Genomic DNA, 26,066 nt, shown 5'->3' with positions numbered 1-26,066 from the left:
AGAGTCAATAGGGTATTTTCTCCAAGAGGAGTGGTTATGGCCGAGAAGAATCCCGAAAAGGGCTATGTGGCCCTGCTGGGTTGGTCGCTAGGCGCAGTCGAAGCGGCGGATCGTTTTGATCGGCGCTATGTAGTCGTCGCCCCGGATTGGGCAGAAGACTACTGTAAACAACATGATATCCCGTATATTCCGTGGAATTTCGAGCGTTTGAACGACCGCTCGATGGAAATCGCGGAAAAGCTCAAGGAAGAGGGCGTCGACGTCGCCATTCCGCTGTTCGAGGAAACGGTGGAATGGGCCGGCGCCATCAACTCGGTGCTCATGGACAACCCGCGCCTGCACGGTCAGGCGGTACTGTTCCGTGACAAGGCACTGATGAAACGCCGTGCCCAGCTCGGCGGCATTCGCGTGGGCATTTTCGAGGAAGCGCACGAAAAGGACGACGTCTATCGTTTCTTCAAGCGCGTGAACCAGACGTTGCTCAAGCTCGACGGTGACCCGGAAGATCCGATCCATCTCAAGGCCTTTGACAAGGCCGGCTGTCTGGGTCATCGCATGATCAAGTCGGCCGAAGAGATCGATTCCATTCCGGACAGCGAATATCCGCTGCTCATGGAAAGCCATCTCGATGGCTGGGAATTCGCGGTCGAAGCCTGGATCTGGGACGGCAAGATCCAGTTCCTGAACATCTCCGAGTACGTGACCCTGGGTTACTCGGTATTTGTGCCGGCCACGCCGGAGCTGGAGAGCTGGCGTAACGCGATCACCGAACAGATCGAGAAGCTCATCAAGACCTTCGATATCAAGTTCGGCCAGATCCACCCCGAGTACTTCGTGACCTCCGATGGCACCATGTACTTCGGTGAAGTCGCCTATCGCCCGCCGGGCTTCAAGGCCTTCGAGCTGATCGAGCGTGCCTACGGCTTCAACGCCTATCAGGCCACGATCCTGGTCATGGATCCGAAGACCAAGCAGGACGAGATCGACGCGTTCTTCCCCGAGCCGGTCAAGGATGCCAAGGGTTATGCCGGCTGCTTTGGCGTGTATCCGCGCAAGCGTGTGGTCAGCAAGCTCGAAATCCCGAAGGAAACCGAAGAGCATCCGTACTTCGATTTCCACGAGCTGACTGCACCGTTGCAGGATACGGTCACCAAGCGCACCGCCTTCGGTACCCATTGGGGGCTGGTGTTCTTCTTTGGCGACAATCCGCATCAGTTGCGTGATCTGCTCAAGCATCAGGAAGAACTGGACTTCTATGTCTAGTCGCGCCTGATGGCTTGCGGCCGTTGTGCCGCATAATCAGAAAGGCCGCATCGGTTAACCGATGCGGCCTTTTTCATGTGCGTGATCCGCGGTCTCGAGCCCGGCTAAAGCCTAGTCCTGCCAGCCGCGGCCAGCGGCCCAGCCCTCGGCGACCAGGCTACGGATGCGGGCGACCGCTTCGTCGGGCACGGCCTCGGCATCGCCGATTTCGCGGTTCTTGTAGTGATAGACATACAACCGCGAGGTGAATTGTTCGAACGGCAGCGAGGATTCGCCTTCGAGCTCGCCGTGGCTGTGCGTCGAGGTGACGATGTCCTGGCCCCAGTTCTGACCCTTGTCGCGGTTGGGATTGAAGAAATACACGCGCCACTCGCCGGCCGGATCGTAGGCCACACGCTGAATGGAAATGGCATGCCAGCCGACGAGTTCGGCGTTGAAGTTGGTGGTGGCGATACCGCAGGGCTGGGCATAGACCAGATCCCGACCGCCGTTGTAGAGCGGATGGTAGGAGGCATAGAAATCGCGCACGAATGCGTCGAAACCATGCACATCGCCGGTGGCCGTATCCAGCAGTTCGCCAAACCCGCGGTGTACCCACCAGCCGTGCAGTTCCGGGTTGACCCAGCGGTGGCCATCGCCTTCACGCCCGATGGTGCGCCGACTCATTTCCATATAGATACGGTCGAGATGCGGGGTGAGCAGCAGTGAGACCGGGTCGAGCTCGGTATGCAGGGTGGTAGCCAGGCCGAACGACAGCTCGCTGGAACGAATGGTCTGGCCTTCGAAATGCATGAGCAGTTCGTTCTCGCGGGCGGCGAAGGCGATCAGCTCCAGCAGATAGCCGACATCGTTCTGTGCCCACAGGCTGATCGCACGTGCGGCCTGACAGGTCGGATTGTGGCCCTGGTCGACGCCGCGCGGCTGGCCCAGTACCGACAGCGTACCGGCAAGCAGTAGCACGTTGGCATCGGGCGGATCCTGCCACTCGCTGGCTGCGCGCAGGTTTTCGGCCACGGTTGGATGAATGGCCAGCACCATCAGACGGCGCAGCCCCGGCAGTACCGGGCGAATGAAGGTCATGCCCTGTTCGAGCAGTTTCGACAGGCCGTAGATCGAGCGCGCGGTTTCGCGCCAGATGGCGAAACGGATGATGTCCGATATGAGCGTCTGATGGGCGCCGAGACTGACCTTGCCGACGGCGTTGAGGGCTAGCGCCGGGCCAACCAGTTCCGGGGCATTATCGACCAGATGCCGCAACAGGTCGGCATGCTGGGCGGATACCAGCCCGGTACGGGCCATGGCCTGGCCGAAATTGTTGGCCTCTTCGGCCAGGGCGTTGATATCCAGTTGTTCGAGCGCGGCCGCATAATCCTCGCGCGTGCCGATACGCGATAGCGGCGTCGGGCCGTTGAGCGCGTGCATCCATTCGCGTGCACGCGCGACGGACGGGTCGTCGTCGGGGAGTTCGGTGGTGGCGCGATCGGCTGCGCGCAGCAGCGCCTCGACGCGTTGAACCATGATCGGGCGTTGCAGCAGTACGCGCTCGGCTTCGTAGACCAGCGCATCCAGAATCGCCGATGCCCCCAGGCGATCGAGGATGAATTCGAACAGGTTCTTGACGCGCTCGGCGGCCGCGGGATCGGCTTCGCGGGTTTCTTCGGTGGCCACCGGGAAAAGCAGATCGAGATTGCTGGCCAGAATCTGTTGCAGAAAACGCCGGGCCTGGTCGGGCGTCATGCTCTGGGCGTCTGTAAGCTGCTCGGCAATGGCCAGCATGCGCAGTTCGCTCAGGCATTCCAGCGTGGCGTTGACACCGCCGGCGCGCAGGGTGGTGCTGACCAGCGCGGGCTGGAGCGCTTCCGGGTTTTCCCAGTCGCCATTGGCGAATACGCCCGCAGCATCGAAGCGCGGCGCATAGGCATAGAGATGACCCACGCCTTCGCGGCTTCTGAGCAGTTTTTGGGCACGGGCGAGCAGTTGCTGCTGCTGCATCGCCTTGCCAAAGGAACGCGCGGCTTCCAGGCGTTCGAGTACCTGTTCGAAATCTTCTGCGAGGCGGCCTGGATCGCTCAGGCTGCCCACTGTGACCTGGGCCATGGATCGCCCTCCAGTGAACGGATGGCCTTGACGGGCCATCGGGCACGGGCTCCGGCGTTGGTCGTTCTGGCGTGCGGTTCGGGTGTCGTACGCTGGCTCGCCGACGGTCGAACGTCCTCAACCGGTTGTCTGCCCGTTAAAATTAAAGGGTGGACGTTAACACAGCGCGGCCGGCGTTCTACGCACCTGCCATGCATGGTCGTAGCCATGTTATCGGCGCAAATGCCGGTTGCTTAACGATGGGCGGTGTTGCGGCGATCTGCCGGGCTGTGTCGCAGTGGTCGGTTTGAAAGCGACAGCCGGCCGTTGCAGCCGGCTGTCGTAGCTGATTTTCTTGGTGGGCTAGAACGCCATGCCGATACTCACCGTGCCGGTGAGGAAGTCGTCTTCCGGATTGCCCGGGATGACGTCTTCATCGGTGTGGTAGTAGGTGGTATTGAAAGCGACCGACCAATCGCCGTAGCCCGCCGGGATGAAGCCCAGCCCCATGCTCGCGGTTGCGCCGATCGAGGCATAGCCGAAGCCGCTGTCGCCGCCCTGGAAGTCGTCGGTCATGAAACCGATACTGGCCGGAATCGACAGGGTGACCGGTGTCCTCGGGCTGTCGACCAGATCGAAGGCGGGTTCGATCGCGCCGACGAATACGGCGCCGTCGTCCTGGCCTTCCTGGCCGTTGACCCGGATATGGGTCAAAAAGCTGGGGTTGAGCGCGAAATCGCCGCCCCAAAGGGCGCTGTCGTCGTAGCCGACGCTCAAATCGAGCACGCGCTCGGTATCGCCGCCGTAATACCACTGCTGGTAGATCGCGCCGAGTGTGACCGCACCCGTGGTATAGGTTAGACCGCCGTAGACGTCGATTTCCTGAATATTGCCGCCGATGGTGTCTTCGTCCGCGTTGTTGTTGATATCACTCCACGCGCCGAAGGTGAGCGCGAAGCCGTTGGGCAGATCGGCACCGAGATCGATATAGGCGAATTTGGTGGATTGCGAGCCATAGAAATCATGGCCGCCGCCCCAGACATCGCCGCCGTAGGATACGAAATGCGAGGCGAAGTCCAGGCCCACTGAGCCATGGATCTTGTCCGCAGGCCCCGCTGGCGTGGCGGCTTCGTACTGGGCCTGCGAGGGCGAATCGCTGTTGGGCGCAGTATGGGTGGTGTCTTCACCCATCTGTGCGAAGACGAGGGGGCTCACGCCGGATAGCAGCACGGCGACAGCGCAGCCCAGCGAGGTAGTGACTTTGGTGTTCATGTGTCTCCCTGAAAAATGTCCGATTAGAAACGACCCGAAACCGGGTTTCCCGGTCATTGAAAAGCACGAAGCGCGCCAATAATTGTTTTTGAATATGTGTCGGTAACACCCTGATATAAGTCAAATGACGCATACAGAAATCGGTTTAAGATTGGTCAGAAGGATCGTCGCTATAAAACTTCAGCTGATCCGCTTTATAGGCGCGGCCGTAGCAAGTCTGTAGCCGGGTGGCGTCGCGTTTTTGCAGGTCGGCGTCAGCCAAGACTTCGGCCAACGGCAGTTCGACATGGCGGCGAAAGGCCCGGCGCATCTCGCGGGCGCCGTAGCGTCGGTCGAAGCCTCGCTTTCGAAGCAGCGCACGGGCCGAGGCGTCGAGTTCGGCCTGTTGACCGATACGGGCCAGACGGCTGTTGAGCTTGCGCAGTTCGATATCGATGAGCGTATCGAGCGTGTCGTATTCCAGCGCGTCGAACCGGCTGACGGTATCGATACGATTGACGAACTCGGGGTCGAATCGTTGCGTGAGCGCATGATCGACGATGTCGTGCAGGCGCCGGCGTGAAAAAGATGGCAATAATCGTCGCCAGCCCTTTTGCATGCGATGAAGATGCGCGGCGACCTCACGGGCGCCCAGGTTGCTGGTCATGAAGATCAGCGCGTTGCGAAAATCGATCCGCTTTGCACCGGATGTCAGTGTCAGCCAGCCGGTGTCGAACACGTTGAGCAATGCCCGCAGCACATAGTCATCGGCTTTCTCGATCTCGTCGAAGAGCACGATACCGGGGGCGCTGAAATGGCCGGCGATCCGGTCGGCATCGAGCAGGGTGGTGCCTTCCTTGCTGCCGACATAGCCCGGTGGCGCGCCGGTCAGCGCGGCGGCATAGTGCGCCTGGGCCAGTGTGTTCATGTCGATACGGCAGATCGCATCGCGCCGGCCATGGATGGCTTCGGCGAGCACGCGTACCAGTTCGGTCTTGCCGACCCCGGTCGGGCCCAGCAACAGGCCGACGTGCAGTGGACGTTCCGGATCACCAATATCGGCCTTGATGATTTTCAGTGTGGCCTCGATCGTCTCCAGGGTCGATTCCTGACCGACGATGCGTTCGCGCAGCAGGCCCATGACCGCCGCGGGCTCGAATTTAAAACGCGAACTGCGATTGGGTGGCGTCTGCGCAGGGCGTGGCCTGCGTTCGCCGTCGGTGAGCATGTCATTGATGAACGGCATGACAGCGGCGGCCTGGTGCTGCTGCCCGTGCCCGCGTTGTCACGCAGTACGGGCACGGGCAGCGAACAGGGCGCTTCGGCTCAGGCGCCGGCCTCTTTTTCCACCTCGGGATGCGAGAGCGTGCCGACCGGGCAATCCGCCGTGGTCGCGGTGCTACGGGTCATGGCTTCGACATTTGCCTGGGTCTGTTTTGCATCGAGCACCCAGCTGCGATAGAACTCGAATGGGCAATCCGCGACGCCCTTGTCGCCTTCGCCGGAATCGTTCGTGCCGCTGTAGCCACGGTGCAGCAGTTTGAACAGATGATTCTGCGACTGGTCGTTGGCGCGGGCATCGCGAATGGCCGAAACCGACAGCTGGGCATACTGAATGCCGTTTTCCTCGGTGCCGCATTCGCCCAGCGTCCGGCCGTCGAAGCCGATCACCGACGAATGGCCGAAATAGGAGTAGACGCCGTCGAAGCCGGCGGCGTTGGCCACGGCCACATAGCAGTTGTTGGCCCAGGCCATGCACTTGGACATCATGATCTGCTGTTCCTTGGCCGGGTACATATAGCCCTGGCAGCGCACGATCAGCTCGGCACCTTTCATGGCACAGTCGCGCCAGATTTCCGGGTAGTTGCCGTCGTCGCAGATGATCAGGCTGATCTTGAGGCCCTTGGGCCCCTCGACCACATAAGTGCGGTCGCCCGGATACCAGCCCTCGATCGGGCACCAGGGAATGCACTTGCGGTATTTCTGGACGATCTCGCCGTGGTTGTCGATCATAATCAGCGTGTTGTAGGGCACCTTGTTGGGATGCTCCTCGTGGCGCTCGCCGGTGATCGAGAACACGCCCCAGGTGTTGGCCTGGCGGCAGGCTTCGGAAAAGACGGCCGTTTCGTCGCCGGGAATGGTGGCGGCCGTGTCCATCATTTCGTCGGGGTCGTACATGATCCCCATCGTGCTGTACTCGGGGAACACGACCAGATCCATGCCGGGCAGGCCGACCTTCATGCCCTGGATCATGTCCGCGATCTTGCGGGCGTTGTCGAGCACGTCGGCACGAGTGTGCAGACGCGGCATCTTGTAGTTGACCACGGCCACGCCGACAGTATCGGCGCTGCTGGAAATATCTCCGTGTCGCATGGTGTCTCCGGCTGTCGTACCGGCAGCGCCGGTACGCGGTGATAGGTGGCGACGCCGCCGTTCGAAAAAGGTCGACGCCGCCGGGAGCAAACGTTAGTGGCTGATCATCCAGGGCCGCGGGCCGGTCTTGGTCTTGATCGCCGGTGGGGCGCCCGTGCTGCTGGCCTTGCGGCTGCTGCTCGAACAGCAGCCACAGCCCACCGGATGGCGCTTGTCGTAGGTCTTGGACGTATGCGGCCGGTCGGCGCTGCGTTCGTTGGTCTCGTGAGCTACACGGGCATGGCTGGAGATCAGCGAAAGACGCGGCGCCGAAATGATGCGGGCCGACGCCGCCCCGCAGTCGGGGCAGTCGGTCGGCTGGTTGCATTCGGCCATGCGGCGCATGGCGCTGAAGGTGCCGCAGTCGTTACAGGCGTATTCGTACATCGGCATGACGAATCTCCTACTGGTCGTAGGCGATGGGCATATCGACGCTGCCGTCGAGGAATTTCGTCGGTCCATCGGCGCCGGGCATGATGTCGAAGTCGAAGATTTCCGACGGAATCCACAGCGTTGCGCAGGAGTTCGGAATATCCACCACGCCGCTCAGATGACCCTGGACCGGGGCTACGCCCAGAATCGAGTAGGCCTGGGCACCGGAATAACCGAATTTCTTGAGGTATTCGATCGCGTTCAGACAGGCCTGGCGATAGGCCACGTTGGCATCCAGATAATGCTGCTTGCCGGATTCGTCGACCGAGATGCCTTCGAAGATGAGGTAATCGTTGTAGGTCGGCACGATCGGGCTGGGTTTGAAGATCGGGTTCTTGATCCCGTATTTCTTCATGCCGTCCTTGATCAGCTCGACTTTCATGTGCACCCAGCCGCCGGCCATTTCGATGGCGCCGCAGAAGGTGATTTCGCCGTCGCCCTGGCTGAAGTGCAGATCGCCCACCGACAGGCCCGCGCCATCGACATAGACCGGGAAATACACTTTCGAGCCGCGCGACAGATCCTTGATATCGCAGTTGCCACCGTGCTCGCGCGGCGGCACGGTACGCGCGCCTTCGGCCGCAGCCTTGTCGCGGGCGTCACCGCTGAGCGCACCCATATGGGCGGTATCGGCCACCGGCGGGTTGGCCAGCGGCGGCACGCGATCGGGATCGGTGGCGATCAGATCGGCCTCGCGGCTGTTCCAGGTATCGAGCAGGTCCTGGCTGGGCAGGCAGCCGATCAGGCCGGGATGGATGAGCCCGGCGAAATTCACGCCCGGTACGTGCCGTGAGGTGGTGTACAGACCGTGAAAATCCCAGATGGATTTCTGGGCATGCGGGAAATGCTCGGTGAGAAAGCCGCCGCCGTTCTGCTTGGAGAAGAAGCCGTTGAAGCCCCATTCCGCGCCGGGCAGGGCGCCGATATCGAGAATATCGACCACCAGCAGATCGCCGGCCTCGGCGCCCTTCACGCCCACCGGGCCCGACAGGTAGTGCACCGTCGACAGATCCACGTCGCGCACGTCCGAGGCGTCGTCGTCGTTGGCGATCGCGCCCGCCGTCCAGTCGTAGGTTTCGAGGATGAAATCGTCGCCCGGGTTCACCCAGCAGGCCATGGGGATATCCGGATGCCAGCGGTTGTGCACCTTTTCGTTCTGGGTGGCCGGGGTGTCGAGATCGACCTTGATGAGCGTATCGGTCATGGCGTTGTTCTCCTGCGAACGGTTTCAACGGTGCGAGCGCGGCTCGCGTGGGTCGGGAATCAGTCTTGAATGCGGTCGGGTTCGCGGCAATACGTTGGATGACGTAACGCCGTGTTGGTCGCAAGGCAGCACATCAGACGGTCAGGTAGCGGCTGATCTGCTGGGCGTCGATCTCGTCGCCCGCCGCTTCGTGGGCAATCTTGCCTTTGTCGAGCACCAGCATCCGGTCGGCGATCGCGGTGGCAAAGCTCAACACCTGTTCGGACACCACGATGCTGATCTGGCGCGTGCGCTTGATCTCGTTGAGCGTCTTGGCGAGGTCCTTGATGATCGACGGCTGGATACCTTCGGTGGGTTCGTCGAGCAACAGCACTTTCGGGTCGGCCGCCAGCGCCCGGGCGATGGCCAGCTGCTGTTGTTGGCCGCCGGAAAGGTTGCCGGCCTTGCGGCGGCGCATGTCGCGCAATACCGGGAACAGGTCGTAGATATCGCCGGGGATCTTGCGCCGGCCTGTGGCTTCCAGACCCGCGGCGATATTCTCTTCGACCGTCAGGGTGCCGAATACCAGCCGCCCCTGGGGCACGTAGGCGAGCCCGCGTTGCACGCGTTCGTAGGGCTGGCGCTTGCCGACGTCCTCGTCGCCGATACGAATGCTGCCCTTGGCGGGCATGATGCCGATAAGCGATTTGAACAGCGTGGTCTTGCCCATGCCGTTGCGGCCCATGATGGCCACGGTTTCTGTTTCGCCCACGTCGAACGAGATGCCGTGGATGACCTCGCTCATGCCGTAGCTGACGCGCAGATCCTGTGTGCTGAGCATGATGATGTCCTCAGTGGCCTAGATAGACTTCGATGACGCGTTCGTCGGCCTGCACCTTCTCCATAGGGCCCTCGGCAAGGATCTTGCCCTGATGCAGCACGGTGACCTTGCGGCCGATGTCCTTGACGAAATCCATGTCGTGTTCGATCACGATGACGGCCCGGTTTTCCTTGATGCGATTGAGCAGGGCGGCCGTGGCTTCGCGTTCGGGCACGCTCATGCCGGCCACGGGTTCGTCGAGCATGAGCAGCTCCGGGTCCTGGATGAGCAACATGCCGATTTCCAGCCACTGCTTCTGGCCGTGGCTGAGCAGGCCGGCGCTCATATCGAGTTCGTCGACCAGATAGATGGTCTCGGCAATTTCCTGAATACGGGCGACGAGCTTGGGCGTGCGCCGAAAGAACAGGCTGGAAAGCACGGTGCGCCCGCCGGGCGAGGACAGCTCCAGGTTCTGGCGGACGGTCAGGTTTTCGTAGATCGACGGCGTCTGGAACTTGCGGCCCACGCCGGCATGCACGATCTGGTGCTCCGAGAGCTTGGTCAGGTCCTTGTTCTTGAACTTGATCTTGCCGCTGGTTGCACGGGTCTTGCCGCAGATCAGATCGAGCAGGGTGGTCTTGCCGGCGCCATTCGGGCCGATGACCACGCGCAGCTCGTTGCGTTCGACATAGAAGTTCAGCGCATCGATGGCCTTGAAGCCGTCGAAGGACACGCCGAGGTCCTCGACCTCGAGAATCATGGCGTTGTTCATCAGGCTTGCTCCTGGGCGGTGGCGCCGGTGGATGACGGTTTGGCGGTGTCTTGCGCACTGGTCGATGGCTTGACCGGGCGTTGGGATTTACGCCCCGGCATGAGCTTCGTGCCGTAGTCGGACACGAGGCCCGCGAGTCCGCGCGGAAAGAACATGACCACGCCGATGAACAACGCCCCCATGACCACCGGCCAGATCTGCGGGAAGCTGTCGGATAGCGAGGTCTTGGCCCAGCTGACGATGAAGGCGCCGCAGGCGGCACCCACGATCGACAGACGCCCGCCGACGGCACAGAACACCACCATTTCGATCGAGGCCACCGCGCCAATGAAGGTGGGCGACATGAAACCCACCTGCAGGGTGAAGAACGCCCCGCCAATGGCTGCGAACACCGACGCCATGACGAACACGAACACCTTCATGTTGGCCACGTCGTAGCCGGAGAAACGCACCCGGTCTTCCTGGTCGCGCATGGCGATGAGCAGGCGCCCGAAGCGACTGTTGATGATGAAGTTGCCCACCAGTAGACACAGCAGCAGGGCAATACAGCAGGCGTAGTAGAGGATGTATTTCGCGCCGTCGGTACGAATGTCCCAACCCAGCAGGGTGCGCAGGTCGGTAATGCCGTTGATGCCGCCGGTATAGCCCTGCTGACCGACGATGAGAATGGTCAGAATCACCGCGATCGCCTGGGTGATGATGGCGAAATACACACCGCCCACCCGGCGCTTGAACATGGCATAGCCGATCAGCCAGGCGAAGAAGGCGGGCACCGCGATCACCGCGAAAACGGTAAACGCGAAGCTGTGGAAGGGCTCCCAGAACCAGGGCAGCTCGGTGAGCTGGTTCCAGTCCATGAAGTCGGGAATGCCCGGCGTGGTCTGGATCTTGGTGGCTTCGGGCGTGGAGGCTTCCAGCTTGAGGAACATGGCCATGCAATAGCCGCCCAGGCCGAAGAACACGCCCTGGCCGAGACTCAGGATGCCGCCATAGCCCCAGCACAGCACCAGACCGACGGCCACGAAGGCATAGGTCAGATACTTGCCAAACAGATTCAGACGAAAGATTTCGGTGGTAGCGGGCAGCAGCACCATCAGAATCGCGGCGATGACCGCGATCTGGATCAGTGCCGATGTGCCGCCGAATGCCTTGATGAGACGTTGCACGATGACTCTCCCGGGCCGCCTAGCGGCGCACCTTGCTGGCGAACAGGCCCTGCGGACGCAGCATGAGGATCACGACCACGGTGAGCAGGGTGAAGACCTTGGCCATCGAACCCGACCAGAAGAACGACAGGATCGACTGCGACTGGGCGATGCCGAACGCCGACACCACGGTGCCCAGCAGACTGGCCGCGCCGCCGAACACGACCACCAGGAAGGTATCGACGATATACAGCGAGCCGGTGGTCGGCCCGGTGGAGGCGATGGTGGTGAACGCCGCGCCGGCCACGCCTGCGATGCCGCAGCCCAGCGCGAAGGTCATGCGATCGACGCGGTCGGTATTGATGCCGGCGGCATTCGCCATGCTGCGGTTCTGGGTGGTCGCCCGGACCTTGATGCCCCAGCGCGAGCGATAAAGCAGGGCAAACAGGGCGATCGTCAGCACGAGCGTGATCGCCAGAATGAACAACCCGTTGAGCGGGATATCGATCATGTCGGTGGCGCGGTAGGAGCCCAGCAGCCAGTCCGGCATGGTCACGGTCTTTTCGCGCGGGCCGAAGACCGAGCGAAACACCTGCTGGAGAATCAGGCCCAGGCCCCAGGTGGCCAGCAGCGTATCCAGGGGTCGGTTGTAGAGATAACGGATCATGAACCGCTCGACCAGATAGCCGAGCGCGAACGTGCCGATAAAGGCCGCGACGATGGCGACCGGGAAGTACCAGGTAAGCGCGGTCGCGCCCCATTCGGCAGCCTGGTACGACACGAGATAGGTGATATAGGCGCCCAGCGTCAGGAATTCGCCGTGGGCCATGTTGATCACGCCCATCTGGCCGAAGATGATCGCCAGCCCCAGGGCCATGAGAAGAAAGACGCAGAACAGGCTCAGGCCTGAAAACCCCTGCATCACAAAGATTGCGGTCAATTCCTGTGCGGTGAAGTCGCCCATGGTTGCTCCCTTGGGCGTCTGCCGAGGCGCTGAGATGCCCCGGCAGACGCGTGTTGCTCAAGCGGTCAGGGGTTGGCCTAGTAGCCTTCCGGGAACGGGTTCGGCTCGATCACGTCGGATTCCCAGACCACCTTGGCCTGGCCGTCGCTGCCCCACTGGCCGATACGGGTACGCATCCACAGATGATGGTTGGGGTCGACCTTGGTATAGCCGTGCGGCATGCCGGTCTTCCATTCCATGTTGTCGGAGGCGGCGACCACCTTGTCGACATCGAAGCTGCCGGCTTTTTCCACCGCGCGCTTCCACAGCCACGGGCCGAGATAGGCGGATTCGGTCACGTCGCCGATGACCGCGTCCTCGCCGTACTCTTTCTTGAATGCGGCGACAAAGTCCTTGTTCGCCGGGATATCCAGGCTCTGGAAATACTTCATCGACGAGTAAAAGCCTTCGACGTTCTGCTTGCCGATACCCAGCACTTCGTCTTCGGTGACGGAAATGGTGAGCATGGGCTGGCGCTTGGCGGTCATGCCGGCCGCCTTGAGCTGCTTGAACCACGCCACGTTGGAGCCGCCGACCACGGCCGCGAAGACCAGGTCCGGACGCTTGAGCTTGATCTTGTTGATCAGCGAACCGAACTGGGTATTGCCCAGCGGGTAGTAGTCCTCACCGACCACGCGCCCGCCGAGATGCTTCTCGATATGGGTGCGTGCGATCTTCATGGACGTACGCGGCCAGATATAGTCGGAGCCGACCAGATAGAACGTCTTGGCGCCCAGTTCCTTGTTGGCCCAGTTCAGGGCTGCCAGGATCTGCTGGGTGGCCTCCTGGCCGGTGTAGAACACGTTATGCGACTGCTCCAGGCCTTCGTAGAAGGTCGGGTAGTAGAGCAGGCCGTTGTTCTGTTCGAACACCGGCAGCACGGCCTTGCGCGAGGCCGAGGTCCAGCAGCCGAACACGGTGGCGACCTTGTCGCCCTGGAGCAGTTTGCGGGCCTTTTCGGCAAAGGTCGGCCAGTCGCTGGCGCCGTCTTCGACCGTGTACTTGATCTGACGGCCCAGCACGCCGCCCTGTTCGTTGATCTGCTTGATGGCGAGCTTTTCGGCCTGGATCGAGCCGGTTTCGCTGATCGCCATGGTGCCGGTCAGCGAATGCAGAATGCCCACATTCACGGTGTCGTCGGTCACGGCCAGACCCGTGGTCATGACCTCGTCGGTGGCCGGTGCCGCGGCCTGGGCGGCGCCGAACAGCGTGGACGCGCCCAGCGTCACGGCGGTCAGGCCGGCGAGCCATGATCGGCTCAGGGTATGCAAATTCATCGATAGTCTCCCTTTGGGTAACGAAACAGACCGCGCTCGCCGCCATCGGGTAAAGCCGGATCGGCGCCGGCGGCCTCGCTCGTCATTCAGACTGGCCTGTCTCATCCGAGCCGCCCATACGCCGATCAACGCACCGGCCTACGTCATTTGACGCATTCGCCTGCTGCAGCCACGCGGCCGATGCTGGGTGGCCGTGGCCCGCGCCATGCGCGCGTAATGGCGCGTTTCCTGCAGGCGGGCTATCGGCCTTTTGCTGTGCCCGTTGCGGGCTTTAGAACGACTTGTTTCATGGACAACGCACCCCAACGCATCGTCAAGATCCGGCGTGCCTATAACCGCTGGGTCGGCGACGAAACGCTCGAGGACTACGCGCTGCGCTTTACCGCGCGCACGTTTCGTAAATGGTCCGAGCTGCGGATCGCCAATACCGCGCTGGGCGGTATTTCGTTTCTGGCGCTGGAAGCGATCGGTGCGGTGCTGATGATGAGCTACGGCTTCGTCAACGCGGCCTGGGCGATCGCTGCCGTATGTACCGCCATATTCCTGGTCGGGTTGCCGATCAGCTACTACGCTGCGCGCTACGGTGTGGATATCGACCTGCTTACCCGCGGCGCGGGCTTTGGCTATCTCGGCTCGACATTCACGTCGCTGATCTATGCCAGCTTCACGTTTCTATTCTTCGCGCTCGAAGCCGCGATCATGGGTCAGGCGATCTCGATGTATTTCGGGGTCTCGTTGCCGGTGGCCTATCTGGTCAGCGCGCTGGCGGTCATTCCGCTGGTGACCTTCGGCATTACCGCAATCAACCGCCTGCAATGGTTCACCCAGCCGATCTGGCTGGTGCTGCTGGTGTTGCCCTATATCTGCGTGGCCCTCAAACGGCCGGAAACCTTTACCGATTTCGTCGGTTTCGTCGGCCGCCAGCATGACGGCAGTTTCAGCTGGGGCGCATTCGGTGCGGCCTGCGGGGTGGCGCTGGCGCTGATTGGGCAGATCGGCGAACAGGTGGATTACCTGCGTTTCCTGCCCGAGAAAAAACACGCCAACCGGCTGCGCTGGTGGTCGGCAGTCATCGTCGCCGGGCCGGGCTGGGTAATCATGGGCGGCCTGAAGATGTTCGGCGGGGCGTTGTTAGCGTTTCTCGCACTTCAGCATGAGTTGCCCTTCGAACAGGCCACCGAACCCACGCATATGTACCAGGTGGCCTTTGGCTATGTGTTCGATTCGCCCGGCGTGGTGCTGGCTGCGACCGTAGCGTTCGTGATCGTCTCCCAGGTCAAGATCAACGTCACCAATGCCTATGCCGGTTCGCTGGCCTGGTCGAATTTCTTCGCCCGGGTCACGCGTAGCCATCCCGGGCGGGTCGTATGGCTGGTATTCAATGTGCTGATTGCACTCATCCTGCTCGAAGTCGGCGTTTTCTCCGCGATCGAACGGGTGCTGGGGCTGTATGCCAATGTCGCCGCCGCCTGGATCGGGGCGTTGGCGGCCGATCTGGTGATCAACAAGCCGCTCGGCCTTTCGCCCAAGGGCATCGAGTTCAAGCGTGCGCATCTCTACGACATCAACCCGGTCGGCATCGGCGCCCTCGCGATTGCCAGTGCATTATCGCTGGCGGCCTATACCGGCCTGTTCGGCCATGCCCTGCGCGCGGCCGCGCCGCTGCTGGCCCTGGGCGGGGCCTTCACCATCGCACCGCTGATTGCCTGGGCGACCGGCGGGCGCTTCTATCGCGCCCGACGCCCGGCCAGCCCCCTGCAGCTGGCCCCCGATGGCGCCGCCCAGGCGCGTTGTGTGCTGTGTCGCAACCGCTTCGAAGTGGAGGACATGGCGCTGTGTCCGGCCTATCGCGGCACGATCTGTTCGTTGTGCTGCAGCCTGGATATGCGTTGTGGCGATCGGTGCCGGCCGCAGGCCACGGTGTCGGCCCAGGCCGCGAGTGTCGTGCGCCGTGTACTGCCGAAGTCGGTCTTGCCGCATCTTTATACGCGGCTTGTGCGCTATGGGCTGGTGCTGGGATTGCTCAGCGTCGTCGTATTCGGTGCGCTGGTCGCAATCTATGCGCAGGTCGCGCCGCTGGTATCGGCCAGCGATACGGCGCTTTTGTTCGATATCTTCATCCGCACATTTTTGCTGATGACCGCGCTGACCGGCGTGCTGGCCTGGTGGCTGGTGCTTACCCGCGAAGCACGCACCGTCGCCCAGCAGGAAACCTCGCGTCAGACCCAGCTACTCATGCGCGAAATCCGCGCCCATGAAGAAACCGATGCCAAGCTGCAGAAAGCGACCCAGGAAGCCAAGGCCGCCAACCGGGCCAAGAGCCGCTATGTATCCGGCCTGAGCCACGAACTGCGTACGCCTTTGAACAACGTGCTCGGTTATACCCAGTTGCTGCTGCGTGATCATCGCCTGGCAAGCGACCAGTCGGCTAAGCTGGCCACCATTCAGCGCAGCGGCGAACATCTGCTCGCGCTGGTTGACGGTCTGCTGGATATCGCGCGTATCGAGGCCGGACGCATCAGCCTGAATATCGGTGAGATCCATACGGCGGCACTGCTCGATCAGATCGATGCCATGTTCGCTCCGCAGGCCCATGCCAAGGGCCTGGATTTTCGGATCGAGCGAATCGGGCGTATCCCGCCCGTCGTGCGTGGCGACGAACAACGGCTACGCCAGATTCTGATCAATCTGGTCGGCAATGCGATTCGCTTTACCCGCACCGGTTTGGTGCGTTTGCGGATCGGCTATGCCTGGGAAGTCGCCACATTCGAGGTCATCGACACCGGTCCCGGGATCGACGAGGACAAGCTCGAACAGATATTCCTACCGTTCGAACGGCTGGACGCCGATCTGAGCGGTCTGACCAGTGGCACCGGCCTGGGTTTGACCATCTGCCGGCTACTGACCCAGTTCATGGGCGGCGAACTGGCGGTCAAGCACGCCGACGGCGGCGGCAGCCATTTCACCCTCCGCCTGTTTCTAGCCCGCAGCAAACAGCGCCTGGCCGGCGCCGACTCAGGCGAGAATGCGTCGACCACCGGCTATAGCGGCCCACGGCGGCATGTATTGCTGGTCGATGATCTGGCCGATCAACGCGCGATTCTGCGCGATTTTCTGGAACCGCTGGGTTTTGCCATCGACGAATGCAGCGATGGCGCGAGCGCGTTGCACTGGCTGGCCACCGAACAGACCGATGCCATCGTCATGGATGTCGCCATGCCCGGCCTGGATGGTTTCGAAACCGCCCGGCTCATCCGCGCGCGCAACCTGTGTAGCGCGCCGATCGTGGTGGTTTCGGCCAACGCCTACGGCGAGGATGTCGCGCGTAGCCAGGCTGCCGGTTGCGATGCGTTCCTGCCCAAACCCGTCGATATCACCCGCCTGCAATCCACGCTGGCAACGTTATTGCATCTGGAATGGATACCGGCGTCGCCGGCGCGCCTGCCACCGGCCGTGGGCGGGGCCGAGGATGGCGAAACCCTGGCCGGGGCGGGGCTGCCGCCAAGGCTTTTGCAGCGGCTATCCGCTGCGCTCGAAACCGGGGTCATGAACGGGGTGCAGGCAGTGATCGACGATATCGAACGCGCCGTGCCGGACGGCGAGGCGCAAACGCGCGTCTTGAGAGAGGCCGCACGCCGGTTCGAGTTCGATCGCCTGCGTCGGCTGGTGGCCTCGGCATCGAGCGCGACGAGCGAGGGAGACAGCCTATGAGCGTGGCTTACGACAATACGACGGACTGGCCGACGACATCTGCGCCGGCGCTCGTGCGCGGCGTGGTGCTCGTGGTCGACGATCAGCCGGAAACGCTGGCACTGCTATCGGAAGTGCTCGATCACGAAGGCTATACCGTGATCGTTGCCACCGATGGCGCGACCGCGCTCGAGCGGGCCCGCATGATCACCCCGGATGTGGTTCTGCTGGATGCGCTGATGCCGGGCATGGACGGCTTCGAAGTATGTCTGCGCATGAGTGCGGATGCCGTACTTGCCAGCGTGCCGGTGATCTTCATGACCGGACTCACCGAAAGCGAACATATCGTCAAGGGTTTTCGGGCCGGCGGCGCCGACTATGTAACCAAGCCGGTCAAGCCGGATGAAGTGTGTGTGCGCGTGGAAGCACACCTCAAGCGCGCCCAGGCCCAGCGCCGGGCGGATATGGTCGTCAATGCGGGCGGGCGTGCGGCGATCATCGCCGATCACGAAGGCCGGGTCCGTTGGCACAGCTCGCGTGCGGCGGCTTTTCTGCAACGCTATCTCGGTGTCGACCGGCAGGGCCTATTGCCGGGCGCGCTGGTGCGCTGGATGCGCCAGGCCGAGCCGTCGTCCCGGCCCTATGAAGTCGCCGACGGCCAGGCGCGGTTGTCGATCCGGCTGGCCGGGCCCGCGGGTGGCGATGGCTGGATACTCACGCTCATCGAATTCGACGACGAAGCCTCGATCAACGATTTCGTCGAGCGCTTCGGGCTCACCCCGCGTCAGGCCGAGGTGCTGCTCTGGGTATCGCGGGGCAAGACCAATCGCGATATCGGTGAAATCCTGGCGATGAAGCCGCGCACGGTGAACAAACACCTCGAGCATATCTTTCCCAAGCTGGGCGTGGAGACGCGCGCGGCCGCGGCGGCCACGGCTTTGCAGGTGATCGGGCCTTAGCGCGAACCCGCGCCTAGGCCGGGCGTCGATCCGCCCAGCGTAACCAGCGCCGAACCAGGCGGATACTCAGCCAGAGCGTGACCAGCAGCCAGCCGGCGGTGGCAATGAACACGGCCAGCATGAGCGTGCCGATGCCCAGTTCCGGCCAGGCTGCGGCCAGCGTCTCTGCCGGATGGGGCGCATAGGCCAGGGTGTTGAGTACGGTCATGGCGCTGGTGAAAAGCGTCGGCAGGGCGGCCAGCGGTGCGACAAGCACGAACAGCAACGTCAGTACCGACAGGGCATGATGGCGGCCCAGCCAGCGATGATGCGAGGCCACGAGCGCCTCCTGGCCGGCTGCCGCCCACCAGTGCAGCAGGGCGATGACTGCCATGACCGGCAGCAGCAGAATACCGACCCCGAGCCAGAGTGCGGCCACGATGGCCGCGGCGACGATATAGCCGATCGTCACCAGCGTGGCGTCTGCGTTGACGGGCGTGTTCACGGCGTCATGCCCGGCATGGCGCGGTGTTCGGCAAAGGCGAGCACGCCCCGAATGAAGCGATACACGCCCCAGACCCAGAGAATCGCGTAGCCGATAAAGCCGATCATCACGAAGCTCAGCACGAAACAGATCAGCGACCACGCCAGCGTGAACCAGAAGGTGCGCATCAGCCAGCGGTGGTGGCTATAGGCCACGCGATCCCGACAGTCGCCCATCTTGACGTGGTTGATGATGACGCCGGCAATCGCGGTAATGCCGTTGAAAAAGCCCAGCCCGTAGAGGATATAGGTCACCAGCAGCACATTGCGCTCGAGCTCGCGGCGGGATACGCCGGTATCGTCGATTGGCTTGTCGATTAGCTTGTCGCCTGGCTGGCTCATCGGCTGGACCTGTTCGAATGCGTGGGCGGCAACATGGGGTACGTACGTCGCGGTTTGCTAGACTCGTGATTCGTCTGGATGCTCAACATTCTCGGAACCGGCATGCTTCAACTGTTCACGCACCATCGCAGTGTCTCCGCGCATCGCGTGCGTATCGCGCTCAATTACAAGGGTGTGTCCTACAAGTCGATATTCACCGACATGGACCATACCCGTGGCGATCGGTTGAGCTATCTCAATGTCAATCCGCAGGGACTCATTCCGGCCCTCTGGGCCGAAGACGACCTGGTGATTTCCCAGTCGTCGGCCATTCTAGAGTACCTGGAGGAGCGCTATCCTGAACGACCGCTGCTGCATGGCGATATTGCCGAACGCGCGCGTATTCGCTCGTTTGCCCAGATCGCCATTGCGGATACCCATCCGCTGAATAATCTGCGCGTGCTGCGCTATCTGCGCGATGCCATGAACGTGCCCTACGAAAAACGGCGCGAATGGTTCGAACACTGGATTCACAAGGCCTTCGCGCCGATGGAATCGATTCTGGCCGCGCATGCGCGCGAGCACGACGAACAAAGCTACTGCTTTACCGAAAAGCCGAGTCTGGCTGATGTGTGCCTGGTGCCCCAGGTATCCATGGCTGCCCGCTACGACGTCAACCTCAGCGATTACCCGACCATCCGCCGGGTTTATCGTGCCTGCATGACACTTGCCGCATTCCAGGCCGCCGACCCGGAAACCCAGCCTGATACCGGCCGCTAGGGTAGCGTCTTAGACTATTGTCGCAGTCCGTGCGCGGTGTTTTGCGCGAACGGCGAAGCCCTGGTTGGCTCAAGCGTATGTTGCGTCATGTAAGGCGCGGGACAGGGTTTGATCGTAGTGCTTGTGAATGACGCACACCCCGGTCTAGGGTGGCGGCATCGACCACCCAGATGTGTAGGCGGCGGGTAATGAGCACGATAGCCACGATAGTTGCAGATGTGCGGGCAAGGGCGAACGGTTTCGAGCCGGCCGAGCGCCGCGACCTGTTGTTGCGCTTTGTCGATGCCTGGTTCGAAGGCATCACCCTCGACGAACTCGCCGCGCGATCGGTGGAGGCGCTTTACACCGCGGTCTGCGACCAGTTCGAGCTGCTTTGCCAGCCGCGCCAGAAGCAGGACATCGCCGTGCTCACCCGCGCGCTCGACGCCAGCGAAGGCGCCTGTGATACGGCCTTGCTGGTGCTCGCCGATGACATGAGCTTCATCGTGGATACTGTGAGCATGGCCGTGCGCGAGGCCGGGGCCGATATCGACTGGATGATGCATCCGATTCTGCGCGTTACGCGCGATTCGGCCGGCGTGCCCACCGATATTCGCAGCGCCTCGGACAGCGCCGAACACGGCGACGAGGAATCGTTGCTGCGTTTGGAATTCGCCGCCCCCGCCGGTCTGGATCGCGACGCGCTGGTCGAACGCGTGCATCGCAACCTGGGCGATCTGGCGCGCGTGGTCGGCGACTGGCAGGCGATGCGGCGGCAGTTGCAAAAGGTTGTGGCCGAGCTGGATACCGTGCCCAGCGGCATGGATATCGACGAATGCGAACAGACCCAGGCGTTTCTGCGCTGGCTGGCGGACGACCACTTCACGCTGCTGGGCTATCGTCAGCGCGAAGTGCAGATCGGCGAAGACGATACCGACACCATGGTCGACATGCCCGGCACCAGTCTCGGGCTGCTGCGTGAGGATCGTGAGGATATCGACCCGGACGGCTATGTGGCGCCGGCCGCGGCACTGGATAAGTACAGCCAGTCGCCGCGTATCCTGGTAGTGGCCAAGGCCAACCGACGCTCGTGGATTCATCACGCCGAAACCATGGACGTGATCGCCATCAAGCGTATGGACGACATGGGCAACGTGATCGGCGCCCATCGTTTTCTGGGGCTGTTTTCGGGCGAGGCCTATGCCATGAGTCCGCGTCAGATCCCGTTGCTGCGCCAGAAGGTGCGTGACGTGGCGGCCCGGGCGGCGCTGCGTCCGCGCTCGCACAGCGCCAAGAGCCTGCGCTACATCCTCGAAACCTTCCCTCGCGACGAGCTGTTCCAGTCCTCGGAGGACGAGCTCTACAACACCGTCATGGGCATACTCGGCATGCGGGAAACCGAGCGCCTGCGCCTGTTCATGCGCCGCGATCGTTATGCCCGGTTTCATTCCTGTCTGGTGTATGTACCACGCGAGCGCTACACGGTCCGTCTGCGTGCACAGATTCAGGCCGAACTCGAACGCAGTCTGCGCGGGCGCGCCCAGGAATCGGATGCCCAGTTTCTGCGCGGCGCGCTGGTGCGTATTCATTATCAGATCGCCATCGAGGCCGAGACGGTCGATACGCCCGACGCCCGCACGCTTGAACAGACGTTGATCGCGGCCACACGCGCCTGGCCGGACCGCTTTGCCGCCGTGGCCGAGGCGCGCGGGCAGGTCATGCCGGCCTATGCGCGGGCGTTCGACAGCGCCTATCGCGGGCGGTTTACTGCCCAGACCGCGGTCGACGATGCCACGCTGCTGTCCACGGTCCAGGCCGGCGGCGCGCCCGTGCTGCGGGTGGTCGGCGTGGACGGTAATACCGTGCAGCTCAAGCTCTATGGCAGCGGCGAGGAGACGCCGCTGTCGGCGACCATGCCGATTCTCGAGAATTTCGGCTTGTCGGTGCATACGCAGCGGCCATACCGGGTCGAACGCGCCGGCCAGGATCGCCAGTGGATCCACGAATACGAAGCCGATCACCCGGATGCCCAGGCGCTGGCGGAAAATGGCTGCGGCGAGAATGTGGCCGAGGCCTTTACCGACGTCATGTCGGGCGCGGCCGAAAACGATGGCCTCAATCGGCTGATCGTGGCTGCCGGCTTCACCCCGCGTCAGGTCGTGCTGGTGCGCACGATCACCCGTTATCTGTTGCAGACCGAGCTGCCGTTCTCGCCCGACTATATCCAGCAACAGCTGGCCGGCCATGCGGATCTGGTGGAGCGCTTCGTGCGCCTGTTCGAGGCGCGATTCGAGCCGGGCCAGGCAGGCGCCGACGATGCCCAGCAGCAGACTGAGATCGATCAGCTGCTCGACGATGTCGCCAGTCTCGATGCCGATCGCGTGCTGCGCGCTTTCCATGGCGTGGTGCAGGCCACTCTGCGTACCAACTACTACCAGCGCGACACCCAGGGCGCATTCAAGCCCTATGTCAGTATCAAGCTGGACCCGGCGGTGATGCCCGAACTGCCGCGGCCGTTGCCGATGTTCGAGACCTTCGTCTACGCGCCGGAAGTGGAAGGCGTGCATCTGCGCGGCGGCAAGGTCGCCCGCGGCGGGTTGCGCTGGTCCGATCGACGCGAGGATTTTCGCACCGAAGTGCTGGGTCTGATGAAGGCCCAGATGGTCAAGAACGCGGTCATCGTGCCGGTAGGGGCCAAGGGCGGTTTCGTGGTCAAGAACGCGCCCGCCGACGAATCGCGCGAGCTGCGCCAGGCCCGTGGCATCGCCTGCTACAAGATATTCATTCGCGGGCTGCTGGATATCACCGACAATCGCGTCGGTCAGGCGATCGAGGCGCCCAAGGATGTAGTGCGCCGCGACGGCGACGACCCCTATCTGGTGGTCGCGGCCGACAAGGGCACGGCCACGTTCTCGGATATCGCCAACGGCCTGTCGCAGGCCTATGGTTTCTGGCTTGACGATGCCTTTGCCTCGGGCGGCTCGGCCGGTTACGACCACAAGGCCATGGGTATAACCGCGCGCGGCGCCTGGGAGGGCGTCAAACGTCATTTTCGGGAAATGGGCCGCGATATTCAGCGCGAGCCGTTCACGGTGGTGGGGATCGGCGATATGGCCGGCGATGTGTTCGGCAACGGCATGCTGCTTTCCGAGCAGATCAAGCTGGTCGCCGCCTTCAACCATATGCATATCTTCATCGATCCGAACCCGGATCCAGCGGTAAGTTTTGCCGAACGCAAGCGCCTGTTCGAGTTGCCGCGCTCGGCCTGGAGCGACTACGACAGCACGCTCATTTCGCCCGGCGGTGGCGTGTTCGATCGCAGCGCCAAGACCATCGAACTCTCCGAGGAGGCGCGTGCGGCCCTGGATATCGATGCAGCGCGCCTGAGTCCGCTGGAACTGATCAACCGCATCCTCAAGGCGCCGGTGGATCTGCTCTGGAACGGCGGCATCGGTACCTATGTGAAGGCGCGCACCGAATCCCATGCCAAGGTCGGCGATCGGGCCAACGATGGCCTGCGCGTGAACGGGCGCGATTTGCGTTGTGCCGCGGTCGGCGAGGGCGGCAATCTGGGCCTGACCCAGGCCGGGCGTATTGAATATGCGCTGGCTGGCGGGCGGCTGAATACCGACGCCATCGACAATTCCGGCGGTGTGGATTCCTCCGATCTGGAAGTCAATATCAAGATCGCGCTCGGCACGGTCGAGGCCGGCGGCGCGCTCACCCGTGAGGATCGCAATACATTACTGGCCTCGATGACGCCCGACGTGATCGATCTGGTGCTGACCACCAACTATCTGCAGACCCAGCAGATCAGCCTCATGGAAGCCGAGGGGCTCACCCGCTTCGACGAGCAGGTCAGCTTCATGCGTGCGCTCGAGCGCGAAGGCCGTCTTGACCGGCGCCTGGAACGCCTGCCTGACGACGAAACCATCGAAGAGCGTGCCCGCAATCGTCAGGGGCTGACGCGCCCGGAACTGGCCGTGCTCATTTCCTATAGCAAGATCGCGCTGGCTGATGGCGTGCTCGCCAGCGAATTGCCGGACGATCCCTGGTTCGCCCATCTGCTGGAAGCTGGCTTCCCGTCGGCCATGGTCGAACAGTTCCCGGACGCGGTGTTGAACCACCGCCTCAAGCGCGAACTCATCACCACGCTGATCACCAACCAGATGGTCGATCGCCTGGGTATCGCCACGGCCCACCGGCTGCCGGCCGGGTTCGGCGCACGTATGGATGCAGCCGTGCGTGCCTATGTGCTGGCCGATGCCTGGCTGGGCGGCGAAGCGCTGTTTACCGATATCGAGGCGCTGGACAACCAGTTGCCCACCGAGCATCAGTACGCGTTGCACAAGATCGTGATCGGCCTGCTCAAGCACGCGATGAGCTGGTGGCTGGGCACGCCCGGCATCCAGGGCGATCTGTCGTCATTGGTCGAACGCTATCAGCAGGACGCCCAGCGGCTGTTGGCGCGTCTGCCCGACTATCTGGTCGGCGGCTATGCCCAGCGTTGGCAGGCCGATCGCAGCGCCTGGGTCGAAGCCGGCCTGGACGACGACTTTGCTTGCCGGATCGCCAGCGCGGATGCCGGCGGCGGCATCATGGACGTGGTATCGCTGGCCGATGAGCGCGGGCGCGATGTCGAATCGGTTGCCGCGCTGTATTTCGCGGTGGGCGATGCGCTGTCGGTGCACTGGCTGCAGGGCGCGATCCATGCCTTGCCGGCAGACGGGCGTTGGGCCGCGCTGGCGCGAACCAGCCTGCGTGGCGACAGCTACCGCATTCATCAGCAGATCGTCGCCCAGGTGCTCGATTTCGCCGGCGACGATCCGCTCACCGAATGGCGTGAAACCCATGCCCGTACGCTGGCCTTTATCGCGGCGCGCATGGACGAGCTCAAGGCCATCGATCAGCCGGCGCATGCCCATCTGACCGTGGCCGTACGCGACATGGCCCGGCTGGCCACCGCGCAGCCCACCAGTCTGGGCGGCGCGGCCTGAACGACAACGCGCCGCCGGTGCACGGCTCACCGGCGGGTACGCGATCGCGCTTGGCCGGTGCGTTGATGCCGGGTGCAATGCTCCTGTTCGCCGCGGTGGGCTTTGGTGTGCAGTTTGTGCTGTCGCCCTCGGCCCCGGGTTTCAGCAGCTTCAATGCCCTGCATTTCGAGATCAACTATCTCGAGCACGGCTTTGTCCGACGCGCGCTCGTGGGCACGCTCTTTCACGGCGTACCCGAGGCCGCGCGCACGCCCGCGATCGTGGTTTTCGGCTGGGTGGTCATCGCCGTGCTGGCCGGGCTCGTGACCCGGCTGCTGTACGTGCTGCGCAGACGTATGGATCGTGACCAGTTCCGCCTGCTGGCCGTTTTGTGGATCGCCGCGCCGTGGACGTTCATGAACCTCGGCTACGATTTCGCCCGCCTCGATCAGCTCAATCTGTTGTTGCTCGCGCTGAGTCTGTATCTGGTCTATCGAAACCGCATCGTCTGGCTCACGGTCGTGAGCGTGGCCGGCCTGCTCATCCACGAGGCCTATCTGTTTTATGGTCTGATACCGGTCCTGGCCTATGCCTGGGTGCGTTATCGGCCCGTCTCGTTAGCCACGGCCGTGGTCCGATTGGCATGGCCGGTCGCCGCGGGGCTTGCAACGCTTGTCACGATTGCGCTGGCCGGGCGCTATGAACCCGGCCGCGCAGCGCTGATCGACACCCTGGGTACGCGCCTGGCCGATCCGAACCACAACGCCCTCAATGTCTGGCTACGTAGCGGGCTCGACAATCCGCACTATGTGCTCGCTCGACTCGACCAGGGCCTGTTCGGCGCGGCCGAGCTGCTGGTGATGGCCGCCCTGGTGTTAGCCGCCGTAGCCGTGGTGATCGGCTTTGCCCGTACCAACGGGCGCAGCGCCGACCCGTTCATCCTGTCGCCGCTGGCCGTGTTGCCCCTGTTCTGTTTCGGTATCGACTATGCGCGCTGGATGGGACTGATCGCCATTCTGAGCCTGACGGTCGTGACCACACGTCTGCTCGATGGCGGGTTCGGCCAATCCCGGCCGCTGAGCGCGCGTCATACCGGGCTCGCGTTGCTGGGGATGGCGCTTGCCGGGCCGCTGGGCAGCGTCCATCTGTTGCCGTTATGGGGCGATTAATTGCGTATCTAGACGGTTTTCACGGGTTAGGCGAGC

At 62.9% G+C, this 26,066-nt stretch carries 19 protein-coding genes; 6 read left to right on the top strand and 13 right to left on the bottom strand.

Going from position 1 to position 26,066, the window contains the following annotated elements; translation table 11 throughout:
- Positions 1-36 precede the first annotated feature (36 nt).
- Positions 37-1,263, top strand: coding sequence for an ATP-grasp domain-containing protein (locus tag S4A8_RS00405; protein WP_353177204.1), 1,227 nt, complete (start codon positions 37-39; stop codon positions 1,261-1,263).
- 111 nt (positions 1,264-1,374) lie between these two features.
- Here S4A8_RS00405 and S4A8_RS00400 read toward each other — a convergent pair whose 3' ends face one another.
- The 11 genes from S4A8_RS00400 to urtA form a co-directional block, all read right to left on the bottom strand.
- The gene (locus tag S4A8_RS00400) at positions 1,375-3,360 is read right to left on the bottom strand and encodes a hypothetical protein (RefSeq protein ID WP_353218584.1); all 1,986 of its coding nucleotides are present in this window, start codon (positions 3,358-3,360) and stop codon (positions 1,375-1,377) included.
- 342 nt (positions 3,361-3,702) lie between these two features.
- Positions 3,703-4,611 carry a hypothetical protein gene (locus S4A8_RS00395; RefSeq protein WP_353218583.1) on the bottom strand — a complete coding sequence of 303 codons (909 nt, stop codon included), beginning with the start codon at positions 4,609-4,611 and terminating at the stop codon, positions 3,703-3,705.
- A gap of 145 nt (positions 4,612-4,756) precedes the next feature.
- On the bottom strand, positions 4,757-5,836 hold the full coding sequence (locus S4A8_RS00390) for an AAA family ATPase (protein WP_353218582.1): 1,080 nt from the start codon (positions 5,834-5,836) through the stop codon (positions 4,757-4,759).
- An 80-nt stretch (positions 5,837-5,916) separates the two neighbouring features.
- Complete coding sequence (locus tag S4A8_RS00385; RefSeq protein ID WP_353218581.1) at positions 5,917-6,963, bottom strand: aliphatic amidase; 1,047 nt, start codon at positions 6,961-6,963, stop codon at positions 5,917-5,919.
- 93 nt (positions 6,964-7,056) lie between these two features.
- A complete protein-coding gene (locus S4A8_RS00380; protein ID WP_353218580.1) occupies positions 7,057-7,395 on the bottom strand; it encodes an FmdB family zinc ribbon protein in 339 nt (112 codons plus the stop codon).
- A 10-nt stretch (positions 7,396-7,405) separates the two neighbouring features.
- Entirely contained in the window at positions 7,406-8,638 is a 1,233-nt protein-coding gene (fmdA, locus tag S4A8_RS00375) for a formamidase (RefSeq protein ID WP_293624386.1), read from the bottom strand.
- A gap of 133 nt (positions 8,639-8,771) precedes the next feature.
- Positions 8,772-9,458: an urea ABC transporter ATP-binding subunit UrtE gene (gene urtE, locus S4A8_RS00370; RefSeq protein WP_353218579.1), complete on the bottom strand. Its 687-nt coding sequence runs from the start codon at positions 9,456-9,458 to the stop codon at positions 8,772-8,774.
- Positions 9,459-9,468: 10 nt separating this feature from the next.
- On the bottom strand, positions 9,469-10,209 hold the full coding sequence (gene urtD, locus S4A8_RS00365) for an urea ABC transporter ATP-binding protein UrtD (protein ID WP_353177217.1): 741 nt from the start codon (positions 10,207-10,209) through the stop codon (positions 9,469-9,471).
- Positions 10,209-11,303, bottom strand: a complete 1,095-nt coding sequence (gene urtC / locus S4A8_RS00360; protein WP_353177340.1) for an urea ABC transporter permease subunit UrtC — start codon at positions 11,301-11,303, stop codon at positions 10,209-10,211. The genes urtD and urtC overlap by 1 nt, the downstream gene beginning before the upstream one ends.
- Before the next feature lie 91 nt (positions 11,304-11,394).
- Complete coding sequence (gene urtB, locus S4A8_RS00355; RefSeq protein ID WP_353177218.1) at positions 11,395-12,318, bottom strand: urea ABC transporter permease subunit UrtB; 924 nt, start codon at positions 12,316-12,318, stop codon at positions 11,395-11,397.
- Between the two features lie 77 nt (positions 12,319-12,395).
- Complete coding sequence (gene urtA, locus S4A8_RS00350) at positions 12,396-13,634, bottom strand: urea ABC transporter substrate-binding protein (protein WP_353177220.1); 1,239 nt, start codon at positions 13,632-13,634, stop codon at positions 12,396-12,398.
- A gap of 288 nt (positions 13,635-13,922) precedes the next feature.
- Between urtA and S4A8_RS00345 the strand changes: the two genes are divergently transcribed.
- Entirely contained in the window at positions 13,923-17,345 is a 3,423-nt protein-coding gene (locus tag S4A8_RS00345; RefSeq protein WP_353218578.1) for an ATP-binding protein, read from the top strand.
- A complete protein-coding gene (locus tag S4A8_RS00340) occupies positions 17,342-18,283 on the top strand; it encodes a response regulator (RefSeq protein ID WP_353218577.1) in 942 nt (313 codons plus the stop codon). Before S4A8_RS00345 ends, S4A8_RS00340 begins: the two co-directional genes overlap by 4 nt.
- 13 nt (positions 18,284-18,296) lie before the next feature.
- On the opposite strand, the gene S4A8_RS00335 is transcribed toward S4A8_RS00340, so the two are convergent.
- On the bottom strand, positions 18,297-18,767 hold the full coding sequence (locus S4A8_RS00335) for a hypothetical protein (RefSeq protein WP_353218576.1): 471 nt from the start codon (positions 18,765-18,767) through the stop codon (positions 18,297-18,299).
- Positions 18,764-19,147 (bottom strand): DUF4870 family protein, encoded by a 384-nt coding sequence (locus S4A8_RS00330; protein WP_353177228.1) that lies wholly within the window; start codon positions 19,145-19,147, stop codon positions 18,764-18,766. The genes S4A8_RS00335 and S4A8_RS00330 overlap by 4 nt, the downstream gene beginning before the upstream one ends.
- 102 nt (positions 19,148-19,249) lie before the next feature.
- On the opposite strand from S4A8_RS00330, the gene maiA reads away from it, so the two are divergent.
- From maiA to S4A8_RS00315, 3 genes are all read left to right on the top strand, one after another.
- A complete protein-coding gene (maiA, locus tag S4A8_RS00325; protein WP_353177229.1) occupies positions 19,250-19,906 on the top strand; it encodes a maleylacetoacetate isomerase in 657 nt (218 codons plus the stop codon).
- A gap of 188 nt (positions 19,907-20,094) precedes the next feature.
- Complete coding sequence (locus S4A8_RS00320) at positions 20,095-24,882, top strand: NAD-glutamate dehydrogenase (protein ID WP_353218575.1); 4,788 nt, start codon at positions 20,095-20,097, stop codon at positions 24,880-24,882.
- 50 nt (positions 24,883-24,932) lie between these two features.
- Entirely contained in the window at positions 24,933-26,030 is a 1,098-nt protein-coding gene (locus S4A8_RS00315; protein ID WP_353218574.1) for a hypothetical protein, read from the top strand.
- The last annotated feature ends 36 nt before the right edge of the window (positions 26,031-26,066 follow it).

Origin of the sequence: Salinisphaera sp. S4-8 (assembly GCF_040361235.1) — a bacterium.
GTDB lineage: Bacteria > Pseudomonadota > Gammaproteobacteria > Nevskiales > Salinisphaeraceae > Salinisphaera.
The sequence above is the reverse complement of the archived record's forward strand: the minus strand, read 5'-3'. Positions and strand labels throughout refer to the sequence as shown.